General features: G+C 41.6%; 9 protein-coding genes and 1 pseudogene. 4 read left to right on the top strand and 6 right to left on the bottom strand.

The window, feature by feature from the left end; all coding sequences use genetic code 11:
• The 3 genes from F6K52_RS08580 to F6K52_RS08570 all read right to left on the bottom strand — a co-directional run.
• Positions 1–1,024, bottom strand: a 1,024-nt coding sequence (locus F6K52_RS08580; RefSeq protein WP_293076390.1) for a peroxidase family protein, incomplete at its 3' end; no start/stop codon positions are given.
• Between the two features lie 472 nt (positions 1,025–1,496).
• Positions 1,497–1,745 carry a hypothetical protein gene (locus tag F6K52_RS08575; protein ID WP_293076388.1) on the bottom strand — a complete coding sequence of 83 codons (249 nt, stop codon included), beginning with the start codon at positions 1,743–1,745 and terminating at the stop codon, positions 1,497–1,499.
• Positions 1,746–3,515 carry an ABC transporter substrate-binding protein gene (locus tag F6K52_RS08570; protein ID WP_293076386.1) on the bottom strand — a complete coding sequence of 590 codons (1,770 nt, stop codon included), beginning with the start codon at positions 3,513–3,515 and terminating at the stop codon, positions 1,746–1,748.
• A 973-nt stretch (positions 3,516–4,488) separates the two neighbouring features.
• Here F6K52_RS08570 and F6K52_RS08565 point away from each other — a divergent pair.
• Positions 4,489–5,856, top strand: a complete 1,368-nt coding sequence (locus F6K52_RS08565; RefSeq protein ID WP_293076384.1) for a hypothetical protein — start codon at positions 4,489–4,491, stop codon at positions 5,854–5,856.
• Between the two features lie 206 nt (positions 5,857–6,062).
• Here the strand turns inward: F6K52_RS08565 and F6K52_RS08560 are convergent, their stop codons facing one another.
• A complete protein-coding gene (locus F6K52_RS08560; RefSeq protein ID WP_293076382.1) occupies positions 6,063–7,103 on the bottom strand; it encodes a hypothetical protein in 1,041 nt (346 codons plus the stop codon).
• 347 nt (positions 7,104–7,450) lie between these two features.
• Between F6K52_RS08560 and F6K52_RS08555 the strand changes: the two genes are divergently transcribed.
• From F6K52_RS08555 to F6K52_RS08545, 3 genes and pseudogenes are all read left to right on the top strand, one after another.
• Positions 7,451–7,741: a DUF2499 domain-containing protein gene (locus F6K52_RS08555; protein ID WP_293076379.1), complete on the top strand. Its 291-nt coding sequence runs from the start codon at positions 7,451–7,453 to the stop codon at positions 7,739–7,741.
• Between the two features lie 71 nt (positions 7,742–7,812).
• On the top strand, positions 7,813–8,121 hold the full coding sequence (locus F6K52_RS08550; protein ID WP_293076377.1) for a DUF3593 domain-containing protein: 309 nt from the start codon (positions 7,813–7,815) through the stop codon (positions 8,119–8,121).
• A 354-nt stretch (positions 8,122–8,475) separates the two neighbouring features.
• Positions 8,476–9,378 (top strand): annotated as a pseudogene (locus tag F6K52_RS08545) (serine/threonine-protein kinase); the annotation flags it as partial.
• Between the two features lie 489 nt (positions 9,379–9,867).
• Here the strand turns inward: F6K52_RS08545 and F6K52_RS08540 are convergent.
• Both F6K52_RS08540 and F6K52_RS08535 read right to left on the bottom strand, forming a co-directional pair.
• Entirely contained in the window at positions 9,868–11,685 is a 1,818-nt protein-coding gene (locus tag F6K52_RS08540; protein WP_293076373.1) for a fatty acyl-AMP ligase, read from the bottom strand.
• Positions 11,686–11,847: 162 nt separating this feature from the next.
• Positions 11,848–13,179: a cytochrome P450 gene (locus F6K52_RS08535; RefSeq protein WP_293076371.1), complete on the bottom strand. Its 1,332-nt coding sequence runs from the start codon at positions 13,177–13,179 to the stop codon at positions 11,848–11,850.
• Between the last annotated feature and the right edge of the window lie 79 nt (positions 13,180–13,258).

The raw sequence follows: 13,258 nt of genomic DNA, 5'->3' as shown, positions 1-13,258 counted from the left end.
TCATCGGAATTTGCTTGCTGTCATAGGTCAGAGTCTCCGGAAGGGCACTGTGCCAACGATATACCAAACCAAATTCCACTGTCATCCAATTCTGGCGATACCACTTCTGATTGGTAAACGCTGGGGGATCGACAATGAAATTGAAGTAATAGGAGGTAATGTGGTTAACATACTCTTCCACCACAATTTTCATGATTACCACCATCACGATGTTTCTGGCTGTTTGGAAGAGTCGCTCGTCATCCCAATCGGGATAATGCTTAGCCAGTAAATCACACAGGCGATTGTGTTCCCTCAGAAACAGAACGTTAAACATTACATAGCCAATTTGGACATTGGCTCGTTCTACACCCATGGCAAACAATTTGGCTTTCTTGGCTGGGTCGAGTCGCTTCTCATCATTGAGCGGTTCATACAACCCGTCAAACTCTGGTTTGACCACTCCCTTTTCTGGATCGTCGTAATAGAAGAGAGGATATTCTTCACCATTGATAATCTGGCTTTTGAGTTTCCCGCCCTGATTTGATCTCAGCATGTCTGTCGATTTTCTGTTCAACCCATAGACGGGAGATAAATCGATGCCGTGGTTAGAGGTATTTTTTAATCTATTGTAGCGATCAGTGCGCAGAAAGCCGTCGGTAAACCACTGCACCCAATAGGGAAACAGCAGGGTAGACTTCTCGGAATAGATGGTTTTCCCCTCTTTTTTGCCAAACAAAACAGCAAGGTCTTTGACAGGGGGAAGGTTACCTTCTTTGTTGAACTCTGGATCGGGTGGTAAATGTCGTCCGATCCAGGTTCGGTCTGTTAATGAGTCCCAAGAGGTATAGGGTGCGATCGCACTTAACTTATGGGGACGAGTGGGCATTTTGTAGACGGCATTGTTAATGATAGTTTTGTTGACTTTATGTCTGAGAGAGTCGTTGCTTTGAATAAACTCCCAAATCCCCTTGAAGTTGTTTAAAGCAAAGTTTTCTAACCGGTTCTTAAATCCGTCTCTAGATGTATCCCTTTTTTTTGTCATTGAACTAGTTCCCTTTTGGATTTATAGCCTTTACAAATAGGTCAACTATGCCTATTTATGATAACGACAAAAACTACTCGCGTCAGCTATGAGCTATCAGCTGTCAGCTTATTTTATTCAAAACCACTGATCTAGTAGTGAGCGCTATGGGCATAAACTGTTCCCTTAGCCTGGCCACATGCCTTGGCCAAAGGCCACGCTACGCGAACAGCCATTCGCGTAGCGTGCGCGTAGCGCATTAGCTGATAGCTCATAGATGTTGGCGTAGCCTGCGCGTAGCGCATATGCTTAGATTTCAGTTCCCTTTTCATTATCAGCAATAAACTAATTCTTTGACAGTACCCTTGAGGGTACTTTGATCAGACTCTTTAGTGATTAGATTTGATATAATTAAAATTTAGGTAAAATTTATTAACACTAAATAAATAATAGGACAGAAGTAGTTTTCGAGATGTAACGCTTTGTGTCTAGGTTAACTATAATCGGGAATAGTGACTACTAACTGATGACTAATTACTGGGGGGGTGACATACAAGCTAAAATCCTTACTGGGTAATAAATTCAGCCCCAAGCCGAGGTCTACATCCCCTGGCTTATCCTGGAATTGATTTAAGGATTCAGGTGGGTGAGAAGGAGTGTCAAAGTGGAGTTGAGGATAGGATAAAAGTTCTGATCTTGACACTCCCCGCATCTTTAGACCAAAAAATATCAAGTGTTCCATCTAAATCTTATCCACAGTTTCAAAGGATTCTGAACCCAGTGGACTGGGCTTCCAGCCTTGAATATTGGCTCGCTTACCTAAAAGCGGTTGGGAGTGGACAATGGGAATGCGCACGGCTTCTTCAAATAAAATTTGATCCACTTGGCGATAGATTCTTGCCCTAGCATCCTGGTTTTGGGTCTTACGACCGGTTTCCAATAGCCGTAGGATTTGGTTATTTTTCCAACGTCCAAGGTCAGCGGTAGCATTAGGTCCGAAGTGGGAATAGTAGAAGTTATCTGGGTCGCCATATTCCCCAGTCCAACCCAAGATAAATCCTTGGAAACCAGGAGACTTTTGTCGGTCTTTGAGATAATCTTTCCAGGGTTTGGTTTTTAAAGTAACCTTGATGCCAATCTTACCTAAGTCATCAGCTATTGCTTGGGCGATCGCTTTCGGATCAGGATAGTAGGGGCGGAAAATTTTCATATACCAGAGTTCGAGGTCAAAGCCTTTGGCGTAGCCAGCTTCCCTCAGCAGTTGCTTGGCTAGCTGTGGATCATATTTATAGCTACCAAAATTAGATGACTCAGACCAATCCAGTAGGGGTGGGGTGAAGTGAGCATCACTCTCTCCTAAACCCTGCCAATTTTTTTCGACAATCTTTTGGTGATTAATTCCTAATGCGATCGCAATCCTTACTTTTTGTTTGGAAAGGGGTTTGTAGTTGGTATTGAGGGATAGATATCCAACGTTGAAGGAGGGACGGAAAATAGATTTGAGGTTAGCCTCACCAACTAAATTTTCTAATTGCTTAGGAACTAGGTCTGAAGTGAAGTCAATCTCTCCAGATTTCAACATGGTCAGCCGCTTCGCAATATCCGGGATGAACCGCACGATTACCTTTTCTGCTAATGGTAGGTTTGGTTTCCAGTACTTTGGATTTTTTTCTAGAATAATTTCCTTGCCATTACGCCACTCTTTGAATTTAAATGGACCTGTCCCTACTGCGATAGATGAATCGCGACCATACTTAGAACCTGCTTTCTTGATGGCGGTTGGGCTAGCGATACCAAAGTAGCCTGACCCAATCATAGCTGGAAAAATGCTTAAGGGCTGTTTCAGTACAAATTGAATTGTATACTTATCTTTAATCACTATATCTTGTAATAGGGATTTAGAATCTCCCTTGAAGCCACCAAATAAATCAGCCCAAATTTGATACTTTCTGTCTTTATTGCGATAGCCGTATTTGTTTTCCCGGTTCCACCAACGCTCCACATTGAACTTAACTGCTTCAGCATCGAAATCAGTGCCGTCATGAAATTTCACCCCTTGGCGCAGTTTAAATGTCCAAACTCTGCTATTGCGAGACGCTTCCCAATCAGTAGCTAATCCCGGTTCCAGTTCAATGGTTCCCAGCTTGTATTCCACCAGGCGATTGTAAATTTGTTTCTGGACAACTAGGGATTCCCGGTCGCTGATATTACCCGGTTCTAGGTTTTCTGGTTGTCCCACTGCTCCGTAAACGATAGTCCTGCCCTTGGAATCCTTAGGAGGTTTAGTTGGGGAAGGAGTAGGAGTAGGACTAGGAGTAGGACTAGGACTAGGGCTGGGAGTAGGAGTAGGACTAGGAGTAGGACTAGGGCTGGGACTAGGACTCTGAGAAACAGTAGGAGTAGGACTGGGAGGGGTATTTTTCCCAATCCAATTAGAAGGGCTAACGCAGTTAGAGAGAACTATACTTAGGACAAAAGCCACAAGCAACAGTATGGGTCGCCATCGCCTCATTGATAAAACTCCTTTATATTGCGGCTCTTGCCAAGAATCGGTCACTAATAGTCATTAGTTATTTGTGATTAGTTTTTATTGACAGGACTTACCCTTGCTTCTGTTCCTCAAGGCTAATTGTAGGGGCGCAATGGTTTAATCACTATATGTAGCTCAACTGCTGAAATCCTAATGGGTTTATGTTGATTTGGATAGACCCTCCCATTATAAAAATAATTCCCGAACTTTTAGGGGTTACTTGTGCTATTTAAGTGTTTTATATCATCAAAAAAGTGGTCAAACCCAAATTGACCAAAAAGTTGGAAGCCAGAACTTTGGCCAGGGGGACGCTGCCTTCGAGCTCCCTATCACTAAAGACATAATAACTATGGTAAAACCTATACCTGCCCCGCGTCCCCTAACTCCGTGAGCTAAGGGATAGCACTACTTGATCCAACCCTACAGTCAGTGTCCAAGGGCTATTACTCCGCAACAGTTCTATTGGAAATCCCAAGTGACCCATCAGGTTCTTGCTTGTATTTGTTCCCGTTCTAACACCAAACACTTAACACCTAACACCAAACACCTAACACCAAACACCTAACACCTAATACCTAACACTTAACACTTAACACCTAATTATTATGAGAAAATGTTAAAAAAATCAGTCGAAATTTTATTTTTATAGCAGTTAGAGTTATAGGATTACGATTGCATAGCCTGTAGGAGCGCTTAAGCGCACTTGGCAATTGCCGCTAATTTTGTGTCCATAACCCCTCATCAAAACAGGGTGTATTTAAGATATCCCATGAGTAACACTTGTGGGATAGGGTCTTGACTCTAGAGCAGTTCTTATGGTTAACTACTCATAGTTAAGTGCGAGGGTAGCAGCGGGCACGGTATGTCCTACTCCTAGACGGAGATAGGTTCATTTTTCATGTCGCTCTTTTGTAAATTGTAATAAGTCGTAGTTAGGTCTGTATGGAGTAAGCATATGGATAGTGCTGTTGCGAGCAAAATGTTAATTGGTAATCACACCCATCAAGAGGATGAATTGAACTCAAGGGTAAACTCAAATGCGATCGCAAAATCAAGCGGTATTCTGGACTTGATTTCCTCAAATTCCGATCAAGTCAGGGTATTTGCCTTCGATATCCGAAGCCAACCCCACTTTAAGGGCAAGAATACACTCGAACCTTGGGCGTCACGAGCCCTAGCTGTAGCTGGTTCAGAGGATGTTGTGATGATTCCTGGAAATCTGGATGCAGAGTACTACGATTGGCTCAGAAATCTTGGTTTAGGACCCGAGAAAGTGTTTGCCTTCAACCGTGAAAATGAACCAGCACTGCTCTCAGAGCTAATAATGCAAAAAGCGGATGAAGTTAGAGCATTTCTTGCATCTATAGGAAAACCATTGGTTTTTGTTCCCTATTATTCTGCAGATGTAGATAAAGAGGCGGCGTCAACAATTGATGCCGTTTTTTTTGGCTGTGATCAGTCTATTACCTTAAAGTATTTTGACAAGTCCACCTTCAAGGATCTGTGTCAGTCTCTTGGTATTCCCACAGTACCAGGAACTATCCTGAGTAAATCATCAGACTCTGAGGATTTTGAGACAGAACTGCGACAGGAAATCTTAGGTTGGCTTAAGGAATATGAGACGTTACTGATCCGGGGCGCACAAGGCTCTGTAGGCTCATCACTTTATCAAGTTAACAGCAGTAACCTTGAGACTCATATCCCAAAAATGCTGGCATCGACAGAGAGTTGTTTTTTAATTGAGCCATTCCTCAAAGTCATTACATCCCCCAATGACCAGTGGATGATTGGCAGCAATGGAGAAATTGCTCATCTGGGCATAACATGCCAGCTGTTTAATGGGTTAAAACATATCGGTAACGTGAAAGGAAAACCCTATTCAAGCCGGATAGAAGGGTTAATTCGCGATTACTCCTTCAAAATCGCCCAGCAGATGCGAGATGATGGCTATCTTGGCATCTTAGGCATCGATTATATTGTCACAGATCAAGGAATATTTCCGATCGAAAACAACGCCCGACTGAATGGATCGTCCTTTGCGTTTTTTATTCTTGACAAGTTGTTTGGATCTAGTGACTACGATGGATGCTGGAAGGTGTTGAGACTTAAAATCGAACCCTGTAGTTTTAGCACCCTACGGGAAAAGATTGGTTCCTTAATCTACCAGGGTAATAGTACTCAGAATTTTGTTTTTCCTTATGAATTTGACACCTTACAAACTCAAGGGGATGTTACTCTACTAATTGTAGCTGAGGATTTACATCACCTGGAATACGTTGAAAAAGAGCTATTATCTAAACTAGAGATAGCAGCTCTTAATTGAACTAAGGATTGATATAAAAAAAATACGACAATCATCAGATTAATTTATCCATTTACAGGGGAAATGGGAAACCTAGGCATGTAAATTAAGCATGTAAATTTATTCTAGGCTTTTTCCATTTTCCATTTTTCCTTTTTTTTTTTTACCTTTTTTGTTATTGATTTTACATTAATTAAATCAAACAGATGATTATAGTGATTCATAATCTAAAGCAAATCAATATGTACATTATCAATAGCCCAGTTATCGAATCCAGAACCACTATGGTTAACCTGTAGCCAGCGGAACTGAGTAGCACTAGTTATAGCATCGGTGTCAATGCTCTCAGTAATAGTTGTCCAACTGATGTAGTCTTCTGTGTCATACAAACCTAGTCTTACCCAAGAGATACCGCTATCAATGGAATATTCAAGAGCGATATCTTCCCCAGAATCGGCATTCTCTCCTCCATTATTACTATTGCCAATGATATTACCAATGATCAGATCAAAGGAAATAGTACCGCCACCGGAAACATCTAGGGCTTGGGTAATAGCATAACGGGAGTTATCTTCTGCAGAACCGCCATCAAACCAAAGGGAGTTACCATCGCCACCAAAATTAGTATTAACTTCACCATTGCTAATTTCTGCCCATTGGCTATTATCTCTATCTGGGTCAAAGTCATCTTCAAAGATCAAGCCATTCAGTGTCAGGTTATCAATCAGCAGCCCAGAATCAACGGTAGAATCGGCCATATCCACAACTCCTATACTGAAGGTAAACGTGCCAGCTGTTGTAAACTCGTAAGTAAATGTTTTGTAGCCAGTTTGTGAATTAAAAGAAGTCGTGGATGCCACAAAGTCACTAGTTGTATCTGCTAGTTCCAACACGTCCCCTGAAGAGATAGAGACAAAAGCAAAATCGTTATAAACATTGTTAGAGGTGTTCTCATTGGTGATGAAGTTCCAATCAAACCTCAAAATGTCCCCAGCTTCTACAGTAATTGGTATGAATTGGATAGCTGAGCCTTGATTAACATTCCCATTGCCTAGTTGATCTAACTCTGTTGTGTTTAACCCCAAGAAGCTTTCCAGTTGAGCAATGCTGACAGACTGGTTTCCATTGGTAATTAATGCTTGGTAGCTTCCTTGAGTTGGGCTGATTCCAAATACCTCTGTTTCAATTATAGCATCGCCGATAGTCTGCCAATTGGTAAAATCACTGCTCTCAAAACCACCTTTTTTAAAAATATCTTTTGATGTCATAGTTATAAAAATTAGTCAGAATGTGTTTAATCCCGACGATAACATCAGGGCTTTTTGATTGTGTAAGTGATTCTACTATTTTATTTAGGATAGAATTTGGCCTATTCGGATTAGGAATTAAGCATTAGTACTAATAAGATTTTAAAGTTTATGTAAAGTAGCTGGTATAATCTTGGTATAATCAAATAAGTAAAGTGGAGATAAGAGGATGTCTAGAAGCATCTCTATTATCAAGCTTGGGTTTTGGTAAATTTTAAATTAGTAATTTTCAAATTACTAATTGTGATTACTCCTAAGCAATTACCCATTACCCATTACCCATTAGTCTGTAGTACTAAGTTTTTTTTATGCATGCTCTATCAATTCCAACTTGGATTATTCACATTTCCAGTGTTATCGAGTGGATCGCTGCAATTTGGTTAATCTGGACCTATGGTGAAATTACTGGCAATCGTGCATGGTGGGCATTGTCTTTTGCCATGTTACCAGCATTGGTCAGTGCTATGTGTGCTATCACCTGGCACTTTTTTGACAACCAACAATCCTTGGAGTGGATGGTTACAGTCCAAGCAGCGATGACGGTTGTAGGTAACTTTACCCTCTGTGGAGCAGCTTGGTGGATTTGGCGTTCAGCCTAGGGTTGCTACCAATGCCAGGGATAAGTTTTACGAATCATTTTGACAACTCAAGCATTTTTTCTAATATTAAAATGATTTCTAAAGAGACATTATTTGCCATTTCTCTATTTCCTTACCTAGGATTCTTGTGGTTTCTCACTCGTTCTGGACAAACACCCCGTTTAGCGCTAATCGGATTTTACGTGCTCTTGGTGTTTGTTTTTATTACTATTCCAGCTGGAATTTATTCCGAGGTAGTTTATCAGGAAGCATTAGCTGATGTGGATTGGCTACATGGCAGTGCTGAGTTTTTTTTAACCCTGTCCAATACTTTAGTAGTATTGGGGTTCCGACAAGCAATTATGGAACATATCGCAAAGGGAAAAGGGAGTAGGGAGTAGCGATGCAGCGCGGTCTTGGGGGTTTCCCCCATGAGCGACTGCATCAAGACGGGAGTAGGGAGTAGGGAGTAGGGAGTAGGGAGTAGGGAGCGGTGCGACCCGTGGCGAATTAAATTCGCCTACGGAAAGCGCACCGTAGGGAATATGGCCTCAAAAATTCTCACAATTCCTTGAGAATTGCTATCAGGGTTGGAAGTAATCAGGTAATTAGATAATGAGGGGATAGGGAGATCAGCTAGATAAGATCAAAAAATTCCCTACTGTCACCATTACTCCTGATCACATCATTGTTTATCTATTCGTATATAGGGCAATATATAATTATAGATAAAAGCCCGACTGCTGACCACGATAATGAGCTACTGTCTCAATCCGACTTGCCCCAATCCCAAAAATCGAGAAGGAACTAAATTTTGCATTGCCTGTGGCTCGAAGTTGCTGCTCAAAGAGCGATACCGAGGGATTAAACCTATAGGTCAGGGTGGATTTGGTAAAACCTTCTTGGCTGTGGATGAAGATAAACCTTCCAAACCTCCCTGCGTCATCAAGCAGTTTTTTCCCCAAGCCCAGGGAACTAACACGGTTCAAAAGGCAGCTGAGTTATTCACCCTCGAAGCGGTACGGCTGGATCAGTTGGGCAAACATCCTCAAATTCCCGAACTGCTGGCTTATTTTTGTCAAGATAGCCAACAGTATTTGGTGCAAGAGTTTATCGATGGACAAAACTTAGTCCAAGAACTGGGAAGTCGGGGTGGATTTAATGAAGCGCAAATTCGGGCGCTACTAGATGATTTGCTGCCATTGCTGCAATTTGTTCATCAACATCATGTCATCCACCGAGACATCAAGCCAGAAAACATTATTCGCCGCAGGGGTTTAAGGTCTTCTGTTGTGGGGGGAGCAACTCAGGTCCCTGGTCAACTGGTTCTGGTTGATTTTGGAGCATCGAAAGCTGCTACTGGCACTAGTCTAGGCAAAACTGGAACAGCGATTGGCTCATTTGGTTATGTATCACCAGAGCAAAGTATTGGTAGAGCAGTTTTTGCCAGTGACATCTATAGTCTTGGTATCACTTGTATTCATTTGTTGACCGATAAGCACCCCTGTGATTTATTTGATGTCAGGGAGGGTGTCTGGATATGGCGCAACTTTTTGAGTCATCCTATTAGTGATCAGCTTGGTCGCATCATCGACAAGATGATAGCAGGGGCTATTAACAGACGTTATCAATCAGCAGCTGAGGTAAGTCAAGATTTGCATCTTCAGACACCTCCCCCAACACGTCTAAGGCAACAAAAAACAGTTACACCCCGTCAGCAACAAAAACCAGTTACACCGATCAAACCTACTGTACCATCAAAGCCTGCAGTCGGGGGATTGAATAAAAGGATTGCTCAAGAATTAGAAGAATTGAAGTCTGAAATTATGGGTAATCCGACCCCTAAATCAACCCATCAAACCCTTGGAAATCAAGTTTCTGGATCTAGTAGTTTACCAAAAACTAAAACTAAACTTGATCTGGAATTAGAGGAGATCCAATCTGAATTTATTGGCTCTCCTAATCCTCAGCAAAATCCTAGTTCAAGTTGAGAAAGAGGGTGCATCTCAATGCATGCAATTAGGCAAAAATTCTAATAAAATCTCCAGACTTACCACATTCCAGACACTCCGGAGACTCCCGATACTCCCGACACTTCCCACACTTCCCGTATTTTTTACAAATATGAGATGCACCCTCCACAGTCCCTAGCTCAGATGCGCCCGATTTTTTGGAGTTGCCATCATAACACTCATAACAGTTAGTTTTCTTAAGTGTTCTGGATTACCACCACCTGAATTTATAACTTCCAAAGTTCCCTCTAGAAACTTCATCCGACAAGCTTGACGCATTATCTTGCCACTTGAAGTTTTAGGAATACTCCCTGATTTGATCAATGCGATCGCATAAACCTGTAGTTCGTGTTGCGCCATCAATTCCTGACGAATATCTCCATTTACTTCATTGAAATCCAGTTCTCGCAGCCAACTTCGTTCAACCTCCTGAACAACCACTAGTTTCTCTTCGTTATCTACCTCAATCCCAAATGCAGCCCCTGAATTTTTACGCAATGATGGGTGACTATTTTCAACAGTAAATTCAATGTCCTGAGGATAATGATTGTGGCCTCGAATGATGATTACATCCTTCAAGCGCCCAGTGATAAACAGCTGACCATTCTTGATGAACCCCAAGTCACCAGTACGTAGAAATGGACCTTCACCAGTATCTACTGTATAAGCCTTAAATGTTTGCTTTGTCTCTTCTGGTCTATTCCAGTAACCTTGAGCAATACTCAAATTTGATACCCAAATTTCGCCAACTTCATCTGACGCACACTTAGTTAAAGTATTGGGATTGATTATAATTACATTTGTGTCACAAATCGGGAAGCCACAACTAACCACATATCGATTTCCCTTTTGATTAGTATCCCCCTCAACAATCTGATTTTTCTCTAAGGCTGATGCCACAACTGGGGTGATTTGAGGCACATTATTGTGAGGCTTAGTCGCTACTAGTAATGTGGCTTCTGCAAGGCCATAAGCTGGATAAAAAGCTGTAGCTTGGAAACCACAGGGTTCAAATTTTTGAATAAACTTTTCTATAGTATCTTTACGAATTGGCTCTGCTCCATTACTAGCAGTTCTCCAACTCCTCAGGTCTAACTCAGATAATTGTTCCGAGCTAACTTTCTGAATACAAAGGTCATAGCCGAAGTTTGGGCTTTGGCTATGGGTTACTTTATACTTAGAAATAGCTTCCAGCCAGCAGCTTGGTTTTTTAATAAAGGCTAATGATGACATGACATAACAAGTAATACCAGAATAAATTGGCTGTATCAGTCCATCAATTAGACCATAATCATGGAAGTAAGGCATCCAAGTAGCTGCAACACTATCTGAAGTGTAGTTCCAAGCCTGCTTGATGTAGGCAGAATGGTGCATTAAATTGTTATGGGTAATTATAACGCCTTTTGGTGTGGATGTAGACCCAGAAGTATATTGTAAATAAGCTATAGCATCTAGATCTATTTTAAATTCCTGCCATTGGCTTGCTAGTTCGTCTGATATCTCCTCAGTAAATGACCATAGTATATTATGATATTCAAAATTTTTTTTCCATTCATCTGAGAACAGAGAATAAATTTCAGATTTAGTCAGCACAACAGAAACTCGGGCATCCTTGACAAAAGCTTGAAGTCTAGGCAGAGTTCGCTTCAACCGAATTGCATCAGGAGCGGGAGCTGGTATAGCAATGACTCCTGCATATAAACATCCAAAGAAAGCACAAATGAAATCCAGACCCTGAGAATAGAGTAGCAATGCTCGCTCCCCCTTAGCTATCCCCATTGTCTGAAGTTTAGCAGCGATCGCCCGTGCCCTCCTTTCCAATTCTTCATAAGTCAAACTGCTTGCTTCTGTTTGTCCATTAAAAAGAAACGTATAGGCTTTTTTGTTACCTTCATTCGTTGCTCGATAACGTAGGAGGTCTATCAAAGATAGAAATTTATTGTTAGTATTCATAAAAGTTGTTCTTCATTAATCATCCATAAGACGGATAGGGAAACAAGCCCCCTCTTCAACTAGAGTTGTAGGAGGTAAGTTCTTATTCAGAATGTTTCAATAACGATCTGTTCTACTCCAAAGTGCTATTCGTTATTAATTATAGGTTTTCCATAATAGCTGTTAGGCAGGAATCAGATATATTGGGGATGGTGCAACAGTAAAAGTGCTACGTACAGGTTTAGGAAAACGGTTATTGGGTAGGGCTAGTTTTACGTTAGTGAGAATTGTCGCCAGGATTAATTTCATTTCAAACAAAGACAACGCATATCCAATACACCGACGGCTTCCACCACCAAAAGCCACAAATTCATAAGCAGAAAACTGTCGCTCCAAAAAACGCTCTGGTCTAAAATGATTCGGTTCTGGATATAAATCTTCTTGCCTGTGAGTTAAATATGTGCAAGGCAAAATGAATGTACCTGGTTCCAATTGGTAGCCCATAATTTCTATAGGCTTTTGGGCAATACGAAACGATGCCAAAATAACGGGGGGGTATATACGTAGGCTCTCGTGACAGACGGCATTCAAATATGGAAGCTTAGTAATCTCACTTGAATCTGGATTATTGCCAAGAGTATCTAATTCAGCCATCAGCTTTTCATACACCTCTGGCAAGCGGTGAATCCAGTACAAAGCCCATGTTATGCTTATAGAAGTAGTTTCATGACCTCCTATTAATAATGTAATTAAATTGTCACGCATTTCCTCATCTGTCATCGGCTCGCCTTGCTCGTCGCGAGCACTCATCATTAAGCTAAGGATATCTTCACCTAATAACGCTGGATTATCCCGACGTCGCTTAATTTCAGCATAAATTATGTCATCAACCTGCTGGCGAAGGCGCACAAAACGCCCCCATAAACTCCAAGGCCCCCAATCCTGCTGTAGGGCATGGAAGTACAAAATGATAGAGGCCCAAGGATTGCTCGACAACTTCAGCTGTGAAATCAATGTTTGCTTAAGCTGTTGGAAGCTTGCTTCCTCATTTACCCCAAAAATAGCACGGATAATGAATTGCAGTGAGATATCTTGGATGGAACCCTGAACGTCAAAGCGTTCTCCTTTTTTCCACTGCGTCATTTGTTGCTGAGTAATGTCACAAATCAACTGGCTATAAGCTCGCATCCGATCCCCATGAAAAGCGGGCATTAACATTTGTTTTAGACGTCTGTGAGGATCGCCATCTATCGTGGTTAGTGCAGTTTTACCTGAAAAAGTCTCTGGTAACTCTTGCATAGCTTCGGCTGTCTTAAAGGTTTGTGGGCTGGCTGTAAATAGCGCCTTCATGCCTTGGGGATGACTGACAACCACCGTTGGAGGATAGTTCAAAAAACCTATTGTAAAGATACCTCCATAGCGTTTAGCACAATCCTCTAAGTAATTGAGAGGATTAACTATGAGATTAATAGACTGTAGCAAGGCTGGGGTTTTTGGGCCATCAGGAAATTTCATGATTCTTCTCCTATTTTTTTATTTATGGACGGGTTTATAACTTAAGCCGGGATAAATTTAACGGTGTTGTGGAGTGCTG

The organism is Moorena sp. SIO3H5 (genome assembly GCF_010692395.1).
Taxonomy (GTDB): domain Bacteria; phylum Cyanobacteriota; class Cyanobacteriia; order Cyanobacteriales; family Coleofasciculaceae; genus Moorena.
This window is presented reverse-complemented; position numbering and strand designations above follow the sequence as displayed.